Raw genomic sequence first — 23,931 nt, 5'->3', positions numbered from 1 at the left:
GTACACGCGAGAGGGAGCGGGCGTGAAGGCGACACACGGAACCAGTAGTGCATTCCGTCGGTATCGGTCGGTACCGACGCCCGTCGACGATGTTCTCCTGCTCGCAGAGGGGGAGTCGCTGATCGGACTGTACTTCGCCAATCACCTTGTTCCTGAGTCGGAATGGGGATCGGTGGCCGGTGACGACGACCCAGTACTGAGCCCGGCGGTCGCTCAGCTCGACGAGTACTTCGCCGGACTCCGGCAGGACTTCGATCTGCCGCTTCTACCGCGAGGGGGAGCCCTGGCCGAATCGATATGGCGACTCCTGCTCGACATTCCGTACGGCACGACGACGAGCTACGGTGCCATCGCGACGCAGCTCGGCGACCGATCACTGGCGCAGCAGGTAGGCCAGGCGGTGGGCCGGAATCCGATCGCGATCATCATTCCGTGCCATCGGGTGATCGGCGCCGACGGTTCACTCACCGGATTCGGTGGTGGGCTCGAGCGCAAACGTATCCTGCTGAGTCTGGAGGAACCGTCCGCCGAGGACGCCGGACGGTTGTTCTGAAGCCCTGCCCTTTCCGGTGCTCGAGACGCCCTTTCTTGGTGGTCGAGGTTCCCATTTTCTGGTGGTCGAGAGTCCTTTTCTGGTGGTCGAGGTGCTCTTTTCCTGGTGGTCGAGGTGCGACGAGCGCCAGCGAGGAGCCTCGAGACCCGGTGAGCCACAGCTGGTTCCACACCACATCAAAACCCCGTCACCGCGGGTAGGTGACAATCACCTGCCCCGTCCGTCGGTTCCGCCACTCCACCCTCCGATCGGTGTAGAGCGTTGGTACCCACTCGGCGAGATGCTTGCGCTGATGATCGGCCCGACACAGTGGAATGAGGTCGCCGAGCACCGTCCAGCCTCCGGCTTCGGGGTCGGTGTGGTTGAAGGGTCGCCAGTGGTCGAGGTCGCACTGGTGTGACGGCATGCCACAGTAGGGGTATCGGCACCAGGCGTCGTTGGCGAGCACCTCAGCGCGCAATGTGGCGCTGGGTGCATAGGTCAGTGCCCCAGGTGGTGGCACGGTGTGACCGCCGTGTCCGGTCGGATCCGCGGGCGGTGCTTGGGGTCGGTCGGAGATCTGCGGGATGAGTGGTCCAGCAGCACGGGCGGTTTCGGGGTAGTGGATTGTTTTCGCGATCTCGGCGAGGGTGGTGGCGTAGTCGGGGTCGATGGGTCCGTATCCCTGCAATCGGGGGACGAGAATCCCGTCGGGGTCCTTCAGGACCGTCAATACAGGTGCGCCGGGTACCACCAGGGCCCGCCCGAACGCCATCGGAACCTCATCCGGCGTCGGCTCATCCAGGGGGTCAGGGACGTCGGGTTCGGCGACCGGCTCCACCAACTCAACCAACTCGACTTCTGGAGCGTCGGCGTCGGCGGGTTCGGGGAGCAAGTCATCCCACGCTTGTGCATCCTCAGCGTCGGCGGGTGTTTCCGCCGACTCGTTCCGGGCAGCAATGCCTTTCGCGCAATTCTCCTGTCCGCATTCGCAGGTGAGGTGCGCTCCCGGGACGCCGGTGATCTCCCCGAGTGCGATGACCCGCAGTGATCCCACGCGGCGGGGGTCTTTGCGGCAGGTGCGTTCATCGAGGAGCGCGTTGATCTGGGTGGTGAGGAACACCCCGTAATGCGCGGGGACGACCGCGTCGAGAGCGGAGTGTCCGGCAACGTCGGGGGTGATGGTGACGTTTCCCACCAGGTCGGTGATGGTGTCGCGGTCCTCGATGACACTGTCGGGATTCATCGAAATCAGCGCGGCGTCGAGTTGTTGCGACAGTACCGGGTCGGTGGTGGCGCGGGACCCGTAGTCCAGGACGATCTCTTCGAACGACATCTCGGACTCGTCACCGGTATCGACGCTGTCGCTGGCGCTATCTGTGGTGCCGGTATCGCTGCCACGTTGGGCGGCGCGCGCCATGATCGAGGCCCGGTTCGTGGACAGTTCACCGTTCAAATACGCAGCGCGGATCAGGGGGAGTTCTTTGAGGAGGTCAGCCAGCGCTATCCAGCTGCCGGCTTTGCTGCGGGAGATCTTGAATTGTAGGGAGACCTCGGCTCGGGCGAGTTTGTCGGCGTGCTCGATCACTGAGCCCCATACCTCGACCTCGGACTGGCCTGCCAGACGCTCGCGATACACGCGATCGGCCAGCGCGGCGGCTGTCAGGACTGCGCGGGCTTCGTGTTTGCGGGATTGGCGTAGCAGGTCCGGGCCGGTTTCGGTGAGCTCGTCGCGGGACATCGACTCGATGGCGGTGGCGTCGGCATCCGGATCGGTGAATGTGAACGTGGTCGACATCCGGATGCCCCCTTCCGCGATCGGTGATCGAACTTATGGGTACAAGTGTAGGAAGGGGTACCGACAAATCCGGTCCGGCGAACGCCAGACCGGAGAAATCTGTGGACAACTATTTTCGTCCGCTTCCAGTGGGCGTCGATGTGGTTGCGATACTTGTCATCTCGCCGGGTCTCGAGGCTCGGCGCCTGGGGCGCCGAGCTTCTCGACCATCGGGGGAAGGGGCGAGCATCGGATGGCGGAAGCCCTCGTCCATCGATCGAAAACAACCGAGTGATACTCCGGGCGTTTCCATCCGATGGTCGAGGTGCCGAGGAGCGCCAGCGACGAGCCTCGAGACCCCGCTCGCCGACAGGTATCCGCACCACCGGCCGAGCTGGAACCAGCACCGGCACAGTCGGTCTCGAGGCTCGCCGCACGCGGCTCGCACCTCGACCACCGGGGAAGGGGCAATCGTCGGGTGACGGATACGCTCGATCATCGGGGGAAGGGACAAGTGTCGAGTGATGGGAGCGCTCGACCATTGGGAGGAAGGGGCAAGCGTCGGTCAGGAAATGCGCCGTCGTTCTACTCCGGCCCTTTCCATCCGATGGTCGAGGTGTCGAGGAGCGCCAGCGACGAGGCCTCGAGACCGCGCTCGCCGACAGGTATCCGCACCACCAGCCGAGCTGCAACCAGCACCGGCACAGGCGGTCTCGAGGCTCGCCGCATGCGGCTCGCACCTCGACCACCGGGGATAGGGGCGATCGTCGGGTGATGGAAACGCTCGACCATCGGGGAAGGGGCGGGCGTCGAATGATGGAAGTGCTCGACCATCGGGGGAAGGAACTCTCGATCAAGGGGAGTCGGTCGGGCTGGGGGACCACCGCCACATCTTGGGTGGACGACCGCCGGCGGCGGGCGCGACACCTGCTTCGGTGAGCGTGGTGATCCGAGCGAGGTCGCGATTGAGGTTGGCGCGGTGGACCTCTGCGCCGGTGAGCGAGCGGGTGATCGTGACGGCATCGGTGGCGGTGAACTGCGGTCCGGTGAGGCCGCGAGTGAAAGTGAGTTCACGCCAGAGCTTTTCGGCAAGGATGGACCGGGTGGCGGTAACGATCTCGGCGTGATCGAACGCCGGTGGGTGGTCGCGGTCGATCGGTGTCCACACGGCCTGTTCGGTACGGATGTCTGCCGAGTGCCAGAAGGTCGCCCACATGGCCACCGACAGTGACGGTCCGCGTGGATCCCGACTTGGCTCGTCGAAGGTCTGCAATTGACCGATCGCCGACGGCGGCTCGTCGATGCCGAGTTTCGTGAGGGCTCGTGAGGCGGCATCGGTGAGGCGCTCACCGCTGCGCACGACGACGCCGGGTAGGGCTCGCTCGCCCAGATGCGGTTCGGTCGTCCGGTGATGAGTGGCGACGAGCACCGCGCGCGCCTCGGCGTCGTAGGTCAGCGCCACCACGTCGACGCTGACGACACTCAGGATGCCGGGTTCGGGCTGGGCCACGTGATACTCCTGTCGGTCCGTGCAGGCCCGGTCGCGCGGATCACCACGGGCGCCCCCGTCGCCTGCGAGATCAACTGTGCCACCACATCGGCGTCAGCCGGAAGCTGTCGGAGATCCGGCGTGGCGTGCGCGGCGATCTCGGTTAGCCGCGCGAGTGCGGTGACCTCGCCCGCCCGCGTGGGTGACAGCGGAGTCGGATCACCGTCCCAGGTGTCCGCGACGCGAAGGCCTGCGGTGCCGAGGACGTCGAGGTGTGAGACCGCAACACCGTCGAGCACACCCGCCACTGCCGCGGCATAGCGGAGCGCGGGAAGGTCGAGATGTCCTGTCCGCCAGGCACCCTGGTAGCGTCCCTCACGATTGTGGAGGTCGGGTAACACGACACCGTCGCTCTCGGTGGGCATCGGACCGTACCCGTGACGTGTTGCGTAACAGCGCGTCGTACCCAGAACGTAGGGACGGTGGCCGTTGCTTCGCAGCCACTGCGCGAGCGGTCCGGGCACGACCGTGGACCACGTGGTGTGCGGGTGAAAGCCGTGCCATTCGTCGAGGAGCGCTCCCTGCGATCCCTCGAAAATGGTGGTGCCGGCATCGATCGTCGCGTTCAGGTAGGCGGGCATGTCGTCGACGACGCGAATCGAATCGGCGATCTCACAGAGCGTATCGGAGATGTCGGTGACCGAGTCGACGGGCGCCTCGGTTTCGGGTGCGGCCGCCAACAGTGGCCGTGCGTAGGCCGCCAGCGCGTCGAGCGCGCGGATCGTTGCTCGGCGATCACGCAGCAGGCCGAGAGTGGGCACGGCTGCATCCGGAGCGTCGGCATGCATCACGAAGTTGCCGACCCGCTGCCCCCGCCGGGCACCGGACTCGACTGCCAATGCGTAGGCGGTGGTCTCGCCGATACCCTCACCGGTGGAGCCATGACGGGCGTTGCCACGCAGTGCTTCTCGAGCGCGATTCATGGCGATGTGCAGCGGTGTGGTGACCTGGCAGCGGGCGTCGGCGGTGAGCAATCCGAATGGGTTGCGGATACCGGCGTCGGCCAGTTCCGCCGCCTCTTGCGCCAATCGCAGGGGATTGATCATCATCGGGGCGACGAGCAGGGTACGCACATCGAGGAAACTCGCCGACCCAAACTGCCGGAAGGTGTGGTGCCGGCTGCCGTGGCACACGTTGTGGGCGGCCTGTGCGCCACCGGAAAACCGCACCGCCGCAGTGGTGTCGGGGATCGTCGACGCCAAGAAGTCCACGGTCGCTCCCTTGGCCTCATCGCCGTAACCGAGACCGACGACGATGACGGGAGCGCCGGGCGCGCGCCCGGGCAGGATCTCTGCACCGGGCGCGGCCGTGGTCGACGCCGTCGTGGTTCTCACAGGTCCGCCGGCAACGTGCCGGTCCCGGTGATCGGACGGGGAGTCACGTGTGCCAATGCCTTCCCGACCGCGGGTGCCGCGGCAGCACCGGCGTCACGCAGATCGGCCACGCCCTCCTCGACGGTGATGGCGTTCTCCATCACCCCGATGGTTAGCGCGATCAGATCGGCGACCCCGTCGGGATCGTCGAGCTTGAGGAATCGCTCGCCGACGATGGCTCGCCAGTGGTCCTCGATCTGCGGATCGTTGTAGTAGCTGGTCAGATTCGGCAGGATGTAGTGAATGTGGAAGCGCTGAGCCAATTCTCGATAGACCTCCGCGACCTCACGATCTTCACCGATGTCGTCGCCGATGAACCGGCGTACCGACTCCGCGTAGAGCGCATCCTTGTTCATTTCGTCGCCGATGAAGAACACGTGGCCCTTGTGGCCGCGCCGATCCCAGGCATCGGTGACGACCCGGGTGGCCAGGAAGTACGCGGCCAGTGCGTACCCCTCACGTTTGTCGCCTCCGCCGCCGCCCTCGAGGTAGATGTCGCGCAGCTGTTCGTCGATGCGGTTGTCGGACTCGAATTGGCCGATCTGTAGTGGTACGACGTCGAAGTGGTCGTCGCCGATGGCTCCGACCATGATCTGGGGATCGTCGACGTAGCCGCCGCGGGTCAGCAGACCGAGCAGATCACCGAGACGTTTCTGGACGGTGATCGGTACGCGGCCCATCGAGCCCGTGACATCGAAGAGGACGACGATCGGGGTCGACCGGGGGTGGTCGATGCTGTCACGTGACTCGCGTGTGGTGACGCCGTAGGCGTTGAGTGAGGGCGCCGCGACGCGTAGGTGACGTGGCGTCTCACGCATCCGGGCCGAGTGGCCGAAGTCGTCGGCGCCGGCTGCCCGGCGGGCGGCCGCGGCGCTGCGAAATGCGCTGGTGTCCCAATAGCCCTGTCCCATGATGGATTCCTTTCTGGTGGTGGCGATATCGAGAATGGCCCTCACGCCGTCATCGGCTGTGGTCTGGGCAGCGTGAACGGCCGGAATCGGCGCGGACCGTAGAGCGCCGACAACAACAGGTCGTATTCGTGTAGCCAGGTGTCCGGGTCGAGAGTCTCGGCCGCAGAGGCGAATGCTCGCTGTCGAGGACAGCGGTCGCCCAGCATGACGCCGAACAGCCGTGCCACAGCGCTACCGTCGCGTGCGAGCAGGCTGCCGTCCCCGGCGGTGTCGGGGCCGGTCCACCCTGTCAACACGACACCGTGTTCATCGGGATGGATCAGAACGGAGTGGACGCCGAGGTTGCCGTGCGGCCGACCGGCAGCGGCAAGGGTCATGACGATGCGGCGGGCCATCCACGCCCAGTCGCGGCCGTCGAGTCCAGCGGGATACGACGCGTGCACCTCGTCCAGACAGACCATTCCGGCAGGCACCCGGTAGGCGACCCAGGGATGGCCGTCGGTGACAGCAGTGTCGACGACGTTCGGCGCGAACGCCCGCATACCGTGGCCGGTGAGATGAGCGGCGACCGTGGGCAGCGCAACCACATTCGCGACTCCGGCGATGCGCCCGATCTCGACACGAATATCGGGGTCGTCGGTGCGATACGCGCTCATCTGGTCGGTGACCCAAAGGCGTTCTTGCAGAACATGGGTGGCCGCCCCGGTCACGAATACCGTGGCGTCATCGGTGCCCGGCGTCGCCGTCACCGTCTCGCACCAGGCGCAATACAGCGCGTTGAGGGTCAGTGCGGCGTCGCGGGCAACCTCCGGCGACAGTCCGAGGATCGTCGCGCGGTCGGGGTGCACCGCGGCGAGCAGGGTGCGGTGACGGCGGCGTGCCGCGCGCAGGGCGGCCGGATCGGTCGGTGTTCCCGTGAACACGTCGCCGGGTCGGCGAGCGTTCTCGATCAGCCGGACGATCTCGAAGGGGTCGTAGGCGGTCATGTCTTTTACTCTAAGCGAGTAATAGCTCGGAGGCAATGGCATCGGTCGAACAGCCGACCACAGACGTCAGAGGTGGTCCAGTGCCGCCGCGAGTCGTCGGACGCCCTCGTCGAGTTCGGCTGGTGCCAGTGTTGCGAAACTCAGTCGCAGGTACTCGCCGAGATCGTCGGAGACGGCGAACGCGCGTCCCGGCACGAAGGCGACGCCCTGGTCGACGGCGGCAGGCAGGAGGTCGGAGGTATCGACGGCGTGCAGGCGCGCCCAGCAGAACATTCCGCCCTCCGCTGGGCGTCAGTCGATCCGGCCCCCGAGGTGGTGGTCGAGTGCATCGGTCAGCGCGGTTGCCCGAACCCGGTACTGCGCGCGCAGGCGGTCCACGTGGTCGGCGAGCCACCCGGTGTCGCTGAGCAGGTCGGCGGTCATCAGTTGACTGAACGCTGAGCCGCAGAGGTCGGCACTCTGACGCAGGCGCTCGACCATGCCGACGATCGACGGCGCTGCCTGCATCCAGCCCACCCGCAACGCCGGTGCGAGGATCTTCGACGCGCTGCCGAGTCGGATGACCCGATCGCCGGGGATCGGGGCGATAGGGTCGCCGGTGAATCGCAACGCACCGTAGGGATCGTCCTCGATCACGAGAAAGCCGTACTGATCGGCGAGTTCTGCGAGTCGTATGCGGGTGTGCGCGCTCGCGGTGACGCCTGACGGATTGTGAAAGTTGCTGACAGTGTGCACGATCCGGGGCCGCAGCCCGGACCGAAGCCGTGTCTCGAGCTCGGCGACGTTGGCGCCATCGCCGGTGATGGGTAGGGCGACGATCCGGGCGCACACGGCTTGAAAGCTTTGCAGCGCACCCACATACACCGGATCGTCGACGACGACCGTCGATCCGGGATCGACGAGCGCCTGCGTTACCAGCGAGAGTGCCTGCTGCGATCCATGTGTGATGAGGATGTGCTCGGGAGCGGAGTTCTGCAGGTGGGCGATGGCCTCGCGGCACCGCACAACGCCGGTGCTCGCCGTGTACTGGAGCGCCGAAGCGTCGGCGATCGCGCGTTGTGCCGCAACCGCGATCCGTGCGGTGGGGATGAGATCGGTGGCAGGCAACCCGCCCGCGAGGCTGAGCACACCGGGCCGTTCGGTGACCGTGAGGAGATCTCGGATGGCCGACCCGCGGATCGACTCGAGGGCGCGCGATGGGGGGATGGTCAAGGCAGACAAGGGGCATCACTTTCGGGGCGCTGGTGGGAAAAGTGATGCGGGTCGTCACCGGATCGGCATCCGGGGTTCGATGCCTGACCAGACGGTAGCGCGCGGGATTCGGAGTATGAAACAGCAATCTCGATATATGGGATGTGGTGATCCAATTCATCGCTGTCCATCGGGTGGAGTCGGCACGTCGGGCGCCGTCGACTGGGGCCGGCCCCTCACCACCCGACGATGCGGTCGTCGAGGCAGAGGTCGGCGACATCGGGGCACAGTTCAAGTGCGTTCGGCGTTGAGCAGCGCAACGCCCCCAGGGTGAGTACCGAGGCGCGGGTTCAGGGCACACTCACCGCAGCTGCGATGGTTTGGGGGCCTATCGTGAGTGGTCATGCCCACCTTCGCCAGAGAACTCATCGGCCGCTATCCCGCCGCCGTCATCGGCTCGGGCCCACCGCTGGTGGTACTCACCGGACTGACCCCGTCCACGGGGATCACCGGCGATGGCTTTGTCCGGGGCTCGTGTGCGCCGCTACGCGAGGTCACCGGTCGACAGTTGATCGTCATCAACCGTCGTCCCGGCCTCCGGTCGCCGATGACGATGAGTGAGATGGCCGACGACCTCGCCGAGTCGCTACGCGATCACCTCGATGGGCCGGCGGAGGTCTTGGGCGAATCAACCGGCGGCAGCATCGCGCAGCAACTCGCCGCCGACCACCCCGATCTCGTTGGTCGGCTGATCCTCGTCAGCACCGGCTGCCGGCTCAGCGCATCGACGCGAGAGTTCCAGGCAACCGTCGGCGATCTCGTCGAACGGGGCGAGACTCGGCGGGCCATGGCGATGACGGTCGCCGATCTGGTGCCGCGAGGCACACGCACGCTGGCCTACGGCGCGGGATGGCTGTGTGCGCACCGCATGATGGACGACGCGGCCGCTGCGGATCTGGTGACCACGATTCGCGCCGAGGACGGCTTCGACCTCGCGAAGGCGCCGCCGATCGAGGCCCGCACCCTCATCATCGGTGGCCGTCGAGACCGCTTCTACGACGCCGAATTATTCTCCGAGACAGCACGACTCATCCCGCATAGCACGTTGCTGATGGTCCCGCGCCGCGGCCACGTCACCGTGATGAGTTCGCCGCGCGCGCGGATGGCCGTCGCCGGGTTCCTCGGCGCCTGAGCGGGTGGGTGCGTCAACGGCATAGGTGCCGCGACGTTTGTCGATGTGATCACTCGGATCGCACGCTTGGGCGCGCGCGGCGCTGATCGATGGACCACACGCATCATCGCTGTCGATGCACAAGAAATCCCCACGACCCGACAGTCGTATCGCGGCGGTTTACCGATCGACTCGCCCGTCACCCATTCGCATGCGGCGTGGCGTCATCCCGGTTCGAAGGCGGACTCGAGTAGCCGGTCGGGGCGAGCTCTGATCACCGACATCTGTTGCACGTGTTGACGGCCCACCCATAGTTGCCGGGCCCGGTCGGCGCGCGCGGTCGGTTCGCCGTCGGGATCGACCCGGCGTAAATCTGGTGCCTGAGGGATCTCCAGCGCCGCAGGGGTGTGTTCGCGTGCCGAGGTGACCCAACGTCGGCTCCGCCGCGGTGTGGACCTCGGTGGGCAACGTCGCCGGGATCGTGCCGAGCGCGTCGAGGACCGCGTGGACGTGGTCCGGACCCAGAATCGCCGTGACCACCCCCCGCGCGATACCTCAACGTGTCGATGTGGGAACGAATGTTCGAGTAGGGCTCGCCGCAAGTGGAATTCGACAATTCTCGACTGATCTCTGGGGCAGGTGTGGTGCGCGGATACGCGGCCGCCAACCGATGCCGGTCGCTGTGACCGGTACGCCGCCGCCACGGGGAACCACGTGTGGCGCCAACGGAGAGCGTGTTCGTCCCCGAGGGGCAACCGAAGAGTCGGTCCAGGATGTCGGCAAGACCACCCGAGCGGCCGGGCGGGGCGGGGCCCGATCGAGCCGATTGTTCTCGGCCTCCAGCGGGACCATAGGATGGTGTGTTGTGACTCCCGCCGATCTCGCCGTGCTGCTGAGTTCTGTCACCCGCGCCGTCGTGGCAGACCATGACCTCGATTCGTCATTGGTCCCCGACGCCGTGGTCATCGAGCGACCGCGCCATGCCGACCACGGCGATTACGCCACCAATGTCGCATTACAACTGGGCAAGAAGCTCGGGGTGAATCCGCGTGAGCTCGCCGGATGGCTCGCCGAGGGCTTCGCTGCCGCCGACGGGATCGCCAAGGCAGAGGTTGCGGGCCCCGGGTTCGTCAACATCTGGTTGGCTGCGGCCGCGCAGAACACCGTCGTCACCACGGTTCTGGACCGCGGTGCGCAGTACGGTCGCGGCGAGGAATTCGTCGACAAGGTGATCAATCTCGAATTCGTCTCCGCCAACCCGACCGGACCGATCCACCTCGGTGGTACCCGGTGGGCCGCGGTCGGCGATGCACTGGGACGTGTGCTCGCTGCCCGTGGGGCCGCGGTGACGCGTGAGTACTACTTCAACGATCACGGTGCCCAGATCGACAGATTTGCTCGGTCACTGCAAGCCGCGGCGCTCGGTGAACCGACGCCCGAGGACGGGTACGCGGGCGAGTACATCGTCGACATCGCGCGTCAGGTCACCGACCGGGTTCCCGGTGTCCTCGACCAGCCGGAGGCGCAGCGGGTCGAGACCTTCCGCGCAGTGGGCGTCGAGTCGATGTTCGACCACATCAAGACGAGCCTGCACGAGTTCGGCACCGACTTCGACGTCTTCACTCACGAGAACAAGATGTTCGAGACCGGGCTGGTCGACGAGTGCATCGCCGAACTCAAGGCCAACGGCAACCTATACGAGTCCGACGGCGCCTGGTGGCTGCGCACCGAGCAGTACGGTGACGACAAGGATCGCGTCGTCATCAAGAGTGACGGTGAGGCGGCCTACATCGCCGGCGACATCGCCTACTACCGAGACAAGCGTAACCGGGGCTTCGACCTGTGCATCTACATGCTCGGCGCCGACCACCACGGATATATCAAGCGACTCAAGGCCGCCGCGGCCTCTCTCGGTGATGACCCGGACACCGTCGAGGTGCTCATCGGGCAGATGGTGAACCTCGTGCGCGAGGGCAAGCCGGTCCGGATGAGCAAGCGTGCCGGCACGGTGATCACCCTGGACGACCTCGTTGACGCGGTCGGTGTGGACGCTGCGCGGTATGCGCTGATCCGCTCGTCGATCGACGTCAACATCGACATCGACCTGGATGTGCTCGCCAAGCAGTCCAATGACAATCCGGTGTACTACGTGCAGTACGCGCATGCCCGGCTCGCCGCTCTCGGACGCAACGCCGCCGACCTGGGACTCTCGGCGAGCACCGAGCACCTCGACCTGCTCGATACCGTCGAAGAGGGCGACCTGATCAAGACCCTCGGCGACTTCGACGAAGTGGTCGCGACCGCCGCGGCTCTGCGTGAGCCGCACCGTATTTGCCGCTACCTCGAGAGCCTCGCCGGGACCTATCACCGCTTCTACGCGCACTGCCGGGTGTTGCCGCAGGGCGACGAGGAGGCAGGCGACATCCACCGTGCCCGGCTGGCCCTGTGTGCGGCGAGTCGTCAGGTCCTGGCCAACGGATTGACCCTGGTCGGCGTCGGCGCACCGGAGCGGATGTGAACGCCCACCCCGCCGGGCCGCGGCACGCCGACCTCGTCGCCGCCCCGCATCTCGCGCAACAACCCCACGATCCCGCGGTACTCGCCAAGATCCCGGCCCAGGTGTGGCCGCGCAACGCTGTTCGCGACTGCGCCGGTGAACTCCAGATCGCCGGAGTCGGGGTGAGCGAACTCGCCGAGACCTTCGACACGCCGCTGTTCGTCATCGACGAGTCCGATTTCCGGTCACGCTGCGCGGACATGATCGATGCCTTCGGACCCTACGGTCGCGTGCACTACGCGTCAAAAGCCTTTCTGTGCACCGAGATTGCGAAGTGGGTCGATCAGGAGGGCTTGTCGATCGACGTGTGCTCCGGCGGCGAGCTGGCGATCGCGTTGCACGCCGGGTTCCCGCCCGAGCGAATCGCGTTTCACGGCAACAACAAGAGTGTTGCCGAGCTCGCCGCGGCACTCGATGCCGGAGTCGGGCACATCGTCTGCGACTCGATGATCGAGATCGAACGACTCGACGCGCTGGCCGGCGAACGAGGACTCGTCGCCGACGTGCTGATCCGGGTCACCGTCGGCGTCGAGGCCCACACCCACGAATTCATTGCGACTGCCCACGAGGACCAGAAGTTCGGCTTCGCGTTGAGCGGCGGGGTTGCCATGGAGGCGGTCCGCCGTGTCTTTGCGACCGACAACCTGCGACTGGTCGGGCTGCACAGTCACATCGGCTCGCAGATCTTCGACATGGACGGTTTCGAGCTTGCCGCACATCGCGTCCTGGGCCTGCTCCACGATGTGGTCGCCGAGTTCGGTGTGGATAAAACCTCACAGATGTCGATCGTGGATCTCGGTGGGGGACTTGGTATTTCCTACGTTCCAGAAGATCGGCCGTTGCCCGTCATCGCGGTGGCACAAACCCTGGCCGAAATCGTCAAGCGTGAATCGGCGGCGGTCGGGCTGCCGATGCCGACGATCGCGGTCGAGCCCGGCCGCGCGATCGCCGGCCCCGGCACCATCACGCTCTACCGCGTCGGCACCATCAAGGACGTCGAACTCGGTGGGGGAGCGATTCGTCGGTACGTGTCGGTCGATGGCGGCATGAGCGACAACATTCGCACGGTTCTCTATCAGGCCGAGTATGACGTGCGGCTGGTCTCGCGGGTATCCGACGCCCCCGCGGTGGTCAGTCGCGTCGTCGGAAAGCATTGTGAGAGCGGCGATATCGTCATCAAGGACTGTTGGCTGCCGGAGGATCTGGCGCCCGGTGACCTGATCGCGGTGGCTGCGACCGGGGCTTACTGTTATTCGATGTCCTCGCGATACAACATGGTCACCCGCCCGGCCGTCGTCGGTGTTGCCGACGGGACGGCCCGGGTGATCCTGCGGCGAGAGACGATCGACGATTTCCTGAGGCTGGAGGTGACCTAGGTGAGCCAGACACAAGACCCCGCCGGAGGGGGTATACAGACACGGTCCATCGGAGTCGCGGTGCTCGGTATGGGCAACGTGGGCACCGAGGTCGTGCGCATTCTCGAAGAGAGCGCTGACGATCTGCGGGCCCGCGTGGGCGCGCGCCTGCAATTGCGCGGCGTGGCCGTGCGGGACCTCGCGAAACCGCGTCAAGTCGATGCCTCGTTGTTGACCGACGACCCGGCCGCGCTGGTCGCGCGCGACGACGTCGACATCGTCGTCGAGCTGATGGGTGGAATCGACCCGGCGCGCACTCTGATTCGTCATGCGCTCGAGAACGGTAAGTCCGTTGTCACCGCCAACAAGGCGCTGTTGGCCGAGTACACCGGTGAGTTGGCGACCGCCGCTGCGCAGTCCCGCGCCGACCTGTACTTCGAGGCAGCGGTGGCCGGTGCCATTCCGGTGATCCGGCCGCTGACCCAGTCGTTGGCCGGCGACACCGTCGAACGTGTCGCGGGAATCGTCAACGGCACCACCAACTTCATCCTCTCGGCGATGGACGCCGACGGTGATGACTACGACGTGGTGCTCAAGGAAGCGGGTCGACTCGGGTACGCCGAGGCCGACCCCACCGCCGACGTCGAGGGATTTGACGCGGCATCGAAGGCCGCGATCCTCGCGTCCATCGCCTTCCATACCCGGGTCACCGCAGCGGATGTGCACCGCGAGGGCATCACCTCGGTCACCTCCGCCGATCTGCTGGCCGCCCGCAAGTTCGACTGCACCATCAAGCTGCTCTCGATCTGCGAACGTGTGCGCGACACCGATGGCACGCAACGTGTTTCCGCTCGTGTCTATCCCGCGCTGATCCCGTTGAGCCATCCGCTCGCGACGGTCGGTGGTGCGTTCAACGCTGTTGTCGTGGAAGCACAGAATGCCGGGAGATTGATGTTCTACGGACAGGGCGCCGGTGGGGCACCGACTGCCTCAGCGGTCCTCGGTGACCTGGTGATGGCCGCCCGCAACAAGGTGCACGGAGGTCGTGGACCGTTGGAGTCCACCTATGCCAAACTGCCGATCGCGTCGATCGACGACGTACCCACCCGCTACTACGTCTCGATGCGGGTCGCCGACCGGCCCGGAGTGCTCGCGCAGATCGCCAGCGAATTCTCCAAGCGTTCGGTCAGTCTGGCCGCCGTACGGCAGGAAGGCGCGGGTGACGATGCCCGGCTGATCGTCGTGACCCACCGCGCACCCGACCGTGCGCAATCTGAATGCGTTGCGGCACTGGAAGACATGGACGAAGTGCTCAAGGTGTCGAGTGTTCTGCGATTGGAAGGTACCGATGACTGACGCCCCGTCGAACCCGCTCGCCCCCGTGCATTCGGGATGGCCCGGACTGATCGAGGCCTACCGGTCGCGGTTGCCGGTGGCCGACGACTGGAAGGTGATCACCCTGCTCGAGGGCGCGACACCGCTCGTCGCGGCGCCGTACCTCTCGGAGTTGACTGGCTGCGAGGTGTACCTGAAAGTGGAGGGTCTGAATCCGACCGGCTCGTTCAAGGACCGCGGTATGACGATGGCCGTCTCCAACGCGGTCAACAACGGCAAGACCGCGGTGTTGTGTGCGTCGACAGGTAATACCTCGGCGTCGGCGGCTGCCTATGCCACCCGCGCAGGGATCACCTGTGCGGTACTGATTCCGCAGGGCAAGATCGCGATGGGTAAGCTCGCGCAGGCGGTCATGCACGGCGCCAAGATCATTCAGGTGCAGGGCAACTTCGACGACTGTCTGGAGCTCGCCCGTAAGGCGACCGCCGAATTCACCGAGATCGAGTTGGTCAACTCGGTCAACCCGGCCCGCATCGAGGGGCAGAAGACCGCGGCCTTCGAGATCGTCGACGTCCTCGGCCGCGCTCCCGACGTCCATGCGTTACCGGTCGGAAACGCCGGAAACATCACCGCGTACTGGAAGGGCTACTCGGAGTACCACCACGACGGGATCGCCTCGTCGCGTCCGCGCATGCTCGGTGTCCAGGCGGCCGGCGCAGCGCCGCTGGTCAGTGGTGAACCGGTCGCTGACCCGGAGACCATCGCGACAGCGATCCGGATCGGTAACCCGGCCAGCTGGCATCAGGCCGTGGCCGCCAAGGACGACTCCGGCGGGCAGTTCCGCGCCGCCACCGACGAGAAGTTGCTCGAGGCCTACCGTCTCGTCGCGGGCCGCGAGGGGATCTTCGTCGAACCCGCGTCGGCGGCCAGTGTCGCGGGCCTTCTCGCCGCGCGCGAGGAGGGCTGGGTGCGTGCCGGGGAGACCGTCGTGTGCACCGTGACCGGCAACGGACTCAAGGATCCCGACACCGCGTTGTCGGGGATGGGTGAGGTGGAAGCGATCGACGTCGACCCGGTGGCAGTGGCCCATGCCCTCGGCGTCGCCTGAGTCGCTCATGGTCACCCCGGACACGGTGTATCGGCAACTGCCCGAAGGCATTTCAACTCGCGTTCGGGTTCCGGCATCGAGTGCGAACCTGGGGCCGGGATTCGACTGCCTCGGCATCGCGCTCGGCATGCACGACGAGGTGACGGTCACGACCACCGACACCGGTCTCACGGTTGAGGTGATCGGTGAGGCGGCCGAGCAGGTACCGCTCGACGCCAATCATCTCGTCGTGCGCGCCACCCTGAGCGGACTCGCTCATGCCGGCTTCTCGGTGTCCGGGATGCATCTGCGCTGCGTCAACGTGATCCCGCACTCGCGCGGTCTGGGATCGTCAGCGGCTGCCTCGGTCTCCGGCCTGGCCGCCGCGTCGGGACTGCTTGCGGCTTCGGGAGTCGCCGCGCCGCTGACCGCCGACGAACTCGTGCAACTCTCCAGCGAGTTCGAAGGGCACCCGGACAACGCTGCCGCGTCGGTACTCGGCTCGGCCGTGGTGACCTGGACCGAACGCGCCGACGACCGCGACCGTTACCGTGCTCGTGGTCTTCGGGTGCACCCCGACATCAGCGCCACCGTGTTCGTGCCGTCCACCGAGTCGTCGACCGCCTTCACGCGCGGACTGCTGCCCGTGCAGGTGCCGCGCGCCGACGCGGTGCACAACCTGAGCCGTGCGGCCCTGGCGGTGGTTGCGCTGACCAGCGACCCGAGTTGCCTGCTTGCGGCGACCGAGGATCGTCTGCACCAGCCATACCGGGCCGCCGCGATGGGCCCGACCGCAGAGCTCGTCGCCGCCCTGCGCGCGCGGGGACATGCGGCCACGGTCTCCGGCGCGGGACCTAGCGTATTGGTCCTCGGCGGCGCACCGCTCCCATCGGACGCCCGTGACCTCGGGGTCGAGTACGGATTCGTTCCGCAGACCGTCGAGATCGCGGGCGGAGTCGAGATAGGCTGACGCCGAAGGTCGACACGGTTAAACGACCCGTGGGTCGAGGTCGGCCCGGCGGAACACGACGGTGACACGGATTGCCGCAGTGGCACCGATTGCCGCAGTGACACCGATTGCCGCAGTGACACGGAATACCACGGGGACACGGAGTGTTGCCCCATCTGGGACGACGCGTTATCATATGCTCGTCTAGCCGCGAAGGCTCGTTCAGCCATGTTCTCGGGTAATCAGTTTGGTGTCCATTCCGTAGGCGAACCGCCTCTACAGCGGAACGAATGGTTCACCGATACCGACCCGACAATCACGTCCTCGAGCCGGCACCCCACTGGCGCACCCGAGTACAGGAGTGACACTCGCAGCCGGAGACCACGATCTCTCACCCGTCCACCGAGGGCGGGCATGCCCGACGAACCTCGGCATCTGACAACCGAGGGCGACGGCGGAATGAAGCCCCTTGCGGCACAAGGTTTGCAAGGGAATGAAAGGACATCCGTGACCGATACGGACCTGATCACCGCACCCGCTTCCGCAGACACGACCATCGAAGCGGTGGCGCCGAAGTCCCGAGCTCGCAGCGCCCGAACCGGACTGTCCGGAATGGTGCTGAGCGAACTCCGTGCGCTCGCCGGGGAACTGGGCATCAAGGGCACCTCCGGCATGCGTAAGGGCGACCTCATTGCTGCGATCAAGGAGCGCCAGTCCGCCGGATCGCCGAAGACCGGCGGGCAGGTCAAGACCGGTTCCGCCGAACAGATGACGATCACCTCCGACGAGCCCATCAGCCGTCCGATTCGTGGACGCGCGAACAAGAACGGCTCCGTAGAGTCGGGCGCAGGTGAGAACGGCGCAGGTGAGAACACCACCTCCCGGACTACTGCCGTGGAGTCCGGCGCCGTTGCCGGCGCCGAGAAGGCCGACGTCGCACCGAAGAAGCGCTCCGAGCGTGAGTCTGCCGACAGCTCCGGCGAGTCGACGAGCGGTGGCGGCGAGGCCCGCACCGAGCGGCGCGACAATCGCACCGATGCCGAGGGTGACGACGCGGCGGGTAACCAGCGCAACCGCAATCGCAACCGCAACAACCAGAACCGCGAGGGTGTCCAGAACCGCGAGGGTGGCCAGAACCGCGAGGGCAATCGGAACGGCGGTAACAACCAGGGCGGGCAGGGCCAGAACGGCAACCGCGACAACAATCGCGACGACGATGACGACCAGGGCGGCCGGCGCCGCGGACGTCGATTCCGCGAGCGGCGTCGTGGGCGTGACCGCGAGAACACCTCGGGCGAGCCGCAGATCTCCGAGGACGACGTCATCGCACCCGTCGCGGGGATTCTCGATGTGCTCGACAACTACGCGTTCGTCCGTACCTCGGGGTACCTCGCCGGCCCCAACGACGTCTACGTCTCGATGAATCTCGTGCGTAAGAACGGCTTACGCCGCGGTGACGCCATCACCGGCGCGGTCAAGCTACCCCGTGAGGGTGAGCAGCCCAACCAGCGGCAGAAGTTCAATCCGTTGGTGCGACTCGACACGGTCAACGGTGCCGAGGTCGAGGCCGCCAGAAAGCGCCCTGAGTTCGGCAAGCTGACACCGCTCTATCCCAATCAGCGTCTGCGCCTGGAGACGACCACCGATCGCTTGTCGACCCGCGTGATCGATCTGATCATGCCGATCGGCAAGGGACAGCGAGCCCTGATCGTGTCGCCGCCGAAGGCAGGTAAGACCACGATCATCCAGGACATCGCGAACGCGATCACCGTCAACAACCCGGAATGCCATCTCATGGTGGTGCTCGTCGACGAGCGTCCGGAAGAGGTGACCGATATGCAGCGCTCGGTCAAGGGTGAGGTCATCGCGTCGACGTTCGACCGGCCGCCGTCAGATCACACCTCGGTCGCCGAGCTGGCCATCGAGCGCGCCAAGCGTCTGGTCGAGGGCGGTAAGGACGTCGTGGTATTGCTCGACTCCATCACCCGTCTCGGTCGCGCCTACAACAACGCCTCGCCGGCGTCGGGCCGCATCCTGTCCGGTGGTGTCGACTCGACCGCGTTGTACCCGCCGAAGCGCTTCCTCGGCGCCGCGCGCAATATCGAGAACGGCGGGTCGCTGACGATCATTGCCTCCGCGCTGGTCGAGACGGGCTCCACCGGCGATACGGTGATCTTCGAGGAATTCAAGGGCACCGGTAACGCCGAACTCAAACTGGACCGCAAGATCGCCGACCGCCGGGTGTTCCCGGCCGTCGACGTCAATCAGTCGAGCACACGTAAGGACGAGTTGTTGATGTCGCCCGAGGAATTCGGGATCGTCTACAAGCTGCGTCGCGTGCTGAGCGGTCTCGATTCGCAGCAGGCGATCGACCTGTTGATCAGCCAGCTCAAGAGGACCAAGACCAACATCGAGTTCCTGATGCAGGTGCAGACCAATGCGCCAGGAGCGATGAAGGACGACTAGACCGCTCTCGCCACAGGGCATTTCGTCCCGCGAGCCGAGCACTTCGGGCCGCCCTCGACCATCCGGTGATGGTCGAGGGCGGCCCGGTTCGTTGTGTGGTAGTTCAGCTGTGTGGCCGGCGGTCGCGCACCGCGCCGGCTCAGGCAACCAGGTCGGTCAGCAGATGACTTGTGGAAGGTGGTGACGATGTCGACGTTCCTCGCCGTCCTTGCGGCCTCGGCGAGGGACGTCGAACACGACACCCCGCAGGAATGTCGCATCGAAGACCTGCGCGGGTGATGATGACTGCGCCATCGGTAGTCCGAGTGCGGCGGCGGTGAGAATAGCTGTGCCGAGTAGGATCTGGCGTTCTTCGGACCGGTCCGGATCGGCGTTGATGTCCGTGCCGGCCGAATGCGAGCCCGCACGGTGATCCCGTCGGCCTCCCGGACGGAGCCCGGTGACGAATTGGTTGCCTGCGCGAATCACCGCGAAAAGAACCGTGACACATTGCCTTCGACATCGGTCAGCGGATTGATGGCGTTGCCGACGCCCGTCGCGGGGACCTGCTCGACGCCGTCGGCGTGCATGGGGTCGGCGAAGGCACACAGATCATCGGTGGGCTCGACGTGCACAGCGACCGCAGACCGAGACCGTCCAGTCGCGTCGATGATCGGGCTATCACCGAAGATGACGGCCGCGCGACCGTCGTTATTCTCCCCGTAGGGCAAGAAGTACTCGAACATCGCCTGGACGCGGTCCGGCAGCGTCGGATCGCACTCCCATGCCGGCGGCCTCATCGACACGATCGCCGTGACCAGGTCGGTCTGGCCGTTGATCGCCCGAGCGGTCACGGCGCGGTCGGGGCAGCTGGTATCGGACTGGCCGGGGTGGACGCACGATGGGACGTCGAGCTGCCGCGGCAGCGGTGACCTGCGCGATGCGGTTCTTCTTGTCGGTGCTGAGTTCGCGGTTGCATGCGAAGAATCGGAACGGCTGCGCCATCGTGGGATGCGGGTCGGTGATGGTGGAGAGGTGCGATCTGGCTGAGGCGCAGGTCGGCGAGTGTGCGGAAGGATCGCTCTGGGACACGTGCTGATCGGCCTGCATCCGTCTCCTCGTGTGCCCGGATATCCACTTCATGTGCCCGCCCTCGGCGGTGAGGCCCGAGTAAGGACGGTCGGCGATGGTCGCTGCGACGAAGAAGCGAACATCAGAGGCGCTGTAACTCGGCCACGGCTTAGCGACACGATGGTGCTCCACACTGTCGTGATGGTGGGAATGAACGCCTGGGTGGGTCCGTTGAAGGACGCTGAACCCTTCGGCAGGTCGCGTCGTCACCGGTCACCGACGATTTCGGTCCGGTGCGGTGCGCGTGGCATACTGATCGGTCGAGTCCGGTTCCGGTTCACACCGACGATCCGCGTCGGTGACCCGGCGACCACGAGAAAGGGACACCAGAGATGAAGCAGGGAATCCATCCCGATTACCACGCGACCACCGTCGTGTGTGGCTGCGGCAACACCTTCGAGACCCGCAGCACCGCCGCCGACGGTCGTATCAACGTCGAAGTCTGCTCGCAGTGCCACCCGTTCTACACGGGCAAGCAGAAGATCCTCGATACCGGCGGTCGCGTCGCGAAGTTCGAGGCTCGCTACGGCAAGCGCAAGAAGGCCGACGCCGCCAAGTAGACCCGTCGACGACGCCCGCCCGGTTCAGCAAGAACCGGCCGGGCGTCGTTTGTCTTTGCACGGCCCGTGGCGGTGATCGCTGAGCCAAAGGCACTGCGCCGCGCCGCGATGCAGGACGAAGAACGAGGAGCGTAGCGACGCCGTGATGAGGACGAAGAGCGGTGAGTAGAGGCGCAGGTGCACGCGCGGACGGAGTCCGCGCCAAAGGCACTGCGCCGCGCCGCGATGCAGGACGAAGAACGAGGAGCGTAGCGACGCCGTGATGAGGACGAAGAGCGGTGAGTAGAGGCGCAGGTGCACGCGCGGACGGAGTCCGCGCCAAAGGCACTGCGCCGCGCCGCGATGCAGGACGAAGAACGAGGAGCGTAGCGACGCCGTGATGAGGACGAACAGCGGTGAGTAGAGGCGAGAGTGCACGCGCGGACGGAGTCCGCGCCAAAGGAACCGCCATCGACGACATTCTCGCCGAGCATGCGGGCTTGGAGACCCAGCTCGCCGATCCGTCGTTGCATGACGATCCGGCGACGGCGCGTCGCGTGGGCAAGCGGTTTGCCGAGTTGGCTCCGATCATGGCGACCTATGCCCGGTTGCACGCTGCGCGTGATGATCTCGCGGCCGCACGGGAACTCGCCGCCGACGATGCAGGTTTTGCCGAGGAGATCCCGGCGCTCGAGGAGTCGGTGGAAGAACTCGATGCGACACTGACCGATCTGCTTGCCCCGCGTGACCCGCACGATGCCGACGACGTGGTGCTTGAGATCAAATCCGGTGCGGGCGGCGAGGAGTCGGCGTTGTTTGCCGCGGATCTGGCACGCATGTACCTGAAGTACTGCGAGCGGCACGGGTGGAAGACCGAAATGCTGGGTATCACCGAGTCCGATCTCGGCGGCTACAAGGAAGCCACGATCTCGATTCGCTCGCGTGAGGTGTCACGGGACGGGGTGTGGTCGCGATTGAAGTTCGAGGGCGGTGTGCACCGCGTGCAGCGGGTGCCGGTCACCGAGTCGCAGGGGCGCATCCACACGTCGGCGGCGGGGGTGCTCATCTACCCGGAACCCGACGAGGTGGAGCAGGTCGCGATCGACGAGTCGGACTTGCGGATCGACGTGTATCGCTCGTCGGGTAAGGGAGGGCAGGGCGTCAACACCACCGACTCGGCGGTGCGCATCACCCACCTTCCGACCGGAATTGTGGTGACCTGTCAGAACGAGCGTTCCCAGCTGCAGAACAAGGCGCGTGCAATGCAGGTGCTCGCCGCCCGATTGCAGTCCGCGGCCGAGGAAGAGGCGCAGGCCGCGGCCGCCGAGGGGCGGGCGGCGCAGATCCGCACCGTCGATCGGTCCGAACGGATCCGCACCTACAACTTCCCGGAGAACCGGATCACCGACCACCGCATCGGTTACAAAGCGAACAATCTCGATGCCGTGCTGAGCGGCGACATGGACGCGTTGCTCGATGCGCTCGTCGCGGCCGACCGGCGGGCGCGTCTCGAGGCACAGTGACCCGATCGGTCCGGGACGCGATCGCCTCGGCGACCACGGTTCTCGCGTCTGCGGGGGTCGACTCCCCGGCGGCTGACGCGCAGTGGCTGCTCGCCCACATTCTCGGCATGTCGCGGGGTCGGCTGTTGCTGGTCGACGACATCAGCGACGCCGTGGCGAAGGATTACGACGGCCTCGTCGCCGCGCGTGCCCGTCGAATTCCGTTGCAGTATCTCACCGGCTCGGCGTCGTTCGGTCCGGTCGAGCTCGCTGTCGGGCCGGGAGTGTTTATCCCGCGTCCGGAGACCGAGCTGCTTTACGCATGGGCGCTCGAGGTGGCAGAGGGGGAGAGTCCCACGATCGTCGATCTCTGCAGTGGCAGTGGGGCATTGGCGATCGCGTTGGCAGTGTCGCTGCCGGGTGCCCGGGTGTACGCCGTCGAGCGCTCACCGATCGCGGCACAGTGGTTGCGCCGCAACGTCGATGGCGCCGGAGTCGCCGACCGCGTCCACGTTCACCTCGGCGATGCGACCGATCCCGCCGCCGTGTTGGCGTTCGTCGGTGGCCCGGTGGACCTGGTCGTGAGCAATCCTCCGTACGTGCCCACGGGTATGCAGGTGCCGCAGGAGGTGCAGGCCGACCCGGTCGACGCGGTGTTCGGTGGTAGTGACGGCATGTCGGTGATCACCCCGATGGTCGGGGTGATCTCGCAGATCTTGCGGTCCGGTGGCCGGGTGGGGATCGAACACGACGACACGACGTCGGCCTCGGTGGTCGGGGTGATGACGGGATCGGGCGTCTTCGACGAGGTGCAGGACCATCGGGATCTCGCCGGCCGTCAGAGGTTCGTCACGGCCCGTGCGAGGATGGACCGGTGAGCTCACTTTTCGACTGCGCCGACCCCGACCAGCGAGCCACCGGAATCCGGGCCGCGGTCGGTGCCGCCAAGTCCGGCCGGCTGATCGTCATGCCCACCGACACCCTATACGGAATCGGTTGCGACGCATTCGATTCCGAGGCTGTTGCCGAATTGTTGGCGGCCAAGGGTCGAGGCCGCGACATGCCGGTTCCTGTGCTCGTTGGCTCCTGGCACACCATCGACGGGCTCGTCCTCGGCGTCAGCTCCTCGACGCGCGCGCTGGTGGAGGCGTTTTGGCCGGGCGGGTTGTCGTTGGTGGTGCAGCAGGCACCGTCACTGGCGTGGGATCTAGGCGATACCGACGGCACCGTGATGTTGCGGATGCCGCTGCATCCGGTGGCCATCGAGATCCTGCGTGAGGTCGGTCCGATGGCGGTGTCGAGCGCCAATGTCTCGGGCCGGTCGCCGTCGACCACCGCGCAGGAGGCGCGCACGCAACTCGGTGACTCGGTGTCGGTCTATCTCGACGGCGGACCGTCGCCGAAGGCGCAGGCATCGACGATCGTCGATCTGACCGGCCGGGCGCCGCGGATCCTGCGTCATGGTGCGGTGAGCGCAGACGATATCGCCGAGGTCCTCGACGTCGCCCCGGAGAGCCTGGTCCAGCAATGACGGGTCCGAT

19 protein-coding genes and 1 pseudogene are annotated in these 23,931 nt (G+C 66.3%); 12 read left to right on the top strand and 8 right to left on the bottom strand.

Translation table 11 applies throughout. From position 1 onward, the window contains the following. Positions 1-22 precede the first annotated feature (22 nt). Positions 23-553 carry a methylated-DNA--[protein]-cysteine S-methyltransferase gene (locus tag EF294_RS16525; RefSeq protein WP_123932042.1) on the top strand — a complete coding sequence of 177 codons (531 nt, stop codon included), beginning with the start codon at positions 23-25 and terminating at the stop codon, positions 551-553. 187 nt (positions 554-740) lie between these two features. Here EF294_RS16525 and EF294_RS16520 read toward each other — a convergent pair whose 3' ends face one another. From EF294_RS16520 to EF294_RS16495, 6 genes and pseudogenes are all read right to left on the bottom strand, one after another. Beyond that, positions 741-2,330, bottom strand: coding sequence for an HNH endonuclease signature motif containing protein (locus EF294_RS16520; RefSeq protein WP_123932040.1), 1,590 nt, complete (start codon positions 2,328-2,330; stop codon positions 741-743). 832 nt (positions 2,331-3,162) lie between these two features. After that, entirely contained in the window at positions 3,163-3,819 is a 657-nt protein-coding gene (locus EF294_RS16515) for an NUDIX hydrolase (RefSeq protein WP_123932039.1), read from the bottom strand. Continuing rightward, entirely contained in the window at positions 3,792-5,192 is a 1,401-nt protein-coding gene (locus EF294_RS16510) for an adenylosuccinate synthetase (protein WP_123932037.1), read from the bottom strand. The genes EF294_RS16515 and EF294_RS16510 overlap by 28 nt, the downstream gene beginning before the upstream one ends. Continuing rightward, the gene (locus EF294_RS16505) at positions 5,189-6,142 is read right to left on the bottom strand and encodes a hypothetical protein (protein ID WP_185091126.1); all 954 of its coding nucleotides are present in this window, start codon (positions 6,140-6,142) and stop codon (positions 5,189-5,191) included. Before EF294_RS16505 ends, EF294_RS16510 begins: the two co-directional genes overlap by 4 nt. 41 nt (positions 6,143-6,183) lie before the next feature. Beyond that, complete coding sequence (locus EF294_RS16500; RefSeq protein ID WP_123932033.1) at positions 6,184-7,128, bottom strand: hypothetical protein; 945 nt, start codon at positions 7,126-7,128, stop codon at positions 6,184-6,186. 66 nt (positions 7,129-7,194) lie between these two features. Next, positions 7,195-8,349 (bottom strand): annotated as a pseudogene (locus EF294_RS16495) (aminotransferase-like domain-containing protein). Positions 8,350-8,722: 373 nt separating this feature from the next. Here EF294_RS16495 and EF294_RS16490 point away from each other — a divergent pair. The 7 genes from EF294_RS16490 to rho all read left to right on the top strand — a co-directional run bounded on the left by EF294_RS16490 (position 8,723) and on the right by rho (position 19,239). Next, positions 8,723-9,511, top strand: coding sequence for an alpha/beta fold hydrolase (locus EF294_RS16490; RefSeq protein WP_123932031.1), 789 nt, complete (start codon positions 8,723-8,725; stop codon positions 9,509-9,511). Between the two features lie 844 nt (positions 9,512-10,355). Further along, positions 10,356-12,008 (top strand): arginine--tRNA ligase, encoded by a 1,653-nt coding sequence (argS, locus tag EF294_RS16480; RefSeq protein WP_123932027.1) that lies wholly within the window; start codon positions 10,356-10,358, stop codon positions 12,006-12,008. Further along, on the top strand, positions 12,005-13,423 hold the full coding sequence (gene lysA / locus EF294_RS16475; protein ID WP_123932025.1) for a diaminopimelate decarboxylase: 1,419 nt from the start codon (positions 12,005-12,007) through the stop codon (positions 13,421-13,423). Before argS ends, lysA begins: the two co-directional genes overlap by 4 nt. Next, on the top strand, positions 13,424-14,758 hold the full coding sequence (locus tag EF294_RS16470) for a homoserine dehydrogenase (protein WP_123932023.1): 1,335 nt from the start codon (positions 13,424-13,426) through the stop codon (positions 14,756-14,758). Further along, positions 14,751-15,845 carry a threonine synthase gene (gene thrC / locus EF294_RS16465; protein WP_123932021.1) on the top strand — a complete coding sequence of 365 codons (1,095 nt, stop codon included), beginning with the start codon at positions 14,751-14,753 and terminating at the stop codon, positions 15,843-15,845. Before EF294_RS16470 ends, thrC begins: the two co-directional genes overlap by 8 nt. Beyond that, the gene (thrB, locus tag EF294_RS16460) at positions 15,826-16,794 is read left to right on the top strand and encodes a homoserine kinase (RefSeq protein WP_123932019.1); all 969 of its coding nucleotides are present in this window, start codon (positions 15,826-15,828) and stop codon (positions 16,792-16,794) included. The genes thrC and thrB overlap by 20 nt, the downstream gene beginning before the upstream one ends. Before the next feature lie 486 nt (positions 16,795-17,280). Beyond that, positions 17,281-19,239: a transcription termination factor Rho gene (rho, locus tag EF294_RS16455; RefSeq protein WP_123932017.1), complete on the top strand. Its 1,959-nt coding sequence runs from the start codon at positions 17,281-17,283 to the stop codon at positions 19,237-19,239. Between the two features lie 464 nt (positions 19,240-19,703). Here rho and EF294_RS22215 read toward each other — a convergent pair whose 3' ends face one another. Next, positions 19,704-20,072 carry a hypothetical protein gene (locus EF294_RS22215; RefSeq protein WP_246007909.1) on the bottom strand — a complete coding sequence of 123 codons (369 nt, stop codon included), beginning with the start codon at positions 20,070-20,072 and terminating at the stop codon, positions 19,704-19,706. A 609-nt stretch (positions 20,073-20,681) separates the two neighbouring features. Between EF294_RS22215 and rpmE the strand changes: the two genes are divergently transcribed. Further along, positions 20,682-20,909 carry a 50S ribosomal protein L31 gene (gene rpmE, locus EF294_RS16445; protein WP_123932015.1) on the top strand — a complete coding sequence of 76 codons (228 nt, stop codon included), beginning with the start codon at positions 20,682-20,684 and terminating at the stop codon, positions 20,907-20,909. A gap of 24 nt (positions 20,910-20,933) precedes the next feature. Here rpmE and EF294_RS16440 read toward each other — a convergent pair whose 3' ends face one another. After that, entirely contained in the window at positions 20,934-21,326 is a 393-nt protein-coding gene (locus tag EF294_RS16440; protein ID WP_123932013.1) for a hypothetical protein, read from the bottom strand. Between EF294_RS16440 and prfA the strand changes: the two genes are divergently transcribed. Genes prfA through EF294_RS16425 form a run of 3 tightly spaced genes read left to right on the top strand, consistent with a single transcriptional unit; the run spans position 21,305 to position 23,921 of the window. Beyond that, the gene (prfA, locus tag EF294_RS16435) at positions 21,305-22,411 is read left to right on the top strand and encodes a peptide chain release factor 1 (protein WP_123932011.1); all 1,107 of its coding nucleotides are present in this window, start codon (positions 21,305-21,307) and stop codon (positions 22,409-22,411) included. The two genes, EF294_RS16440 and prfA, sit on opposite strands and share 22 nt — an antisense overlap. After that, positions 22,408-23,268 carry a peptide chain release factor N(5)-glutamine methyltransferase gene (prmC, locus tag EF294_RS16430; protein WP_123932010.1) on the top strand — a complete coding sequence of 287 codons (861 nt, stop codon included), beginning with the start codon at positions 22,408-22,410 and terminating at the stop codon, positions 23,266-23,268. The genes prfA and prmC overlap by 4 nt, the downstream gene beginning before the upstream one ends. After that, positions 23,265-23,921, top strand: a complete 657-nt coding sequence (locus EF294_RS16425) for an L-threonylcarbamoyladenylate synthase (RefSeq protein ID WP_123932008.1) — start codon at positions 23,265-23,267, stop codon at positions 23,919-23,921. The genes prmC and EF294_RS16425 overlap by 4 nt, the downstream gene beginning before the upstream one ends. Positions 23,922-23,931: the final 10 nt, after the last annotated feature.

Origin of the sequence: Gordonia oryzae, from assembly GCF_003797185.1 — a bacterium.
GTDB lineage: Bacteria > Actinomycetota > Actinomycetes > Mycobacteriales > Mycobacteriaceae > Gordonia > Gordonia oryzae.
This window is presented reverse-complemented; position numbering and strand designations above follow the sequence as displayed.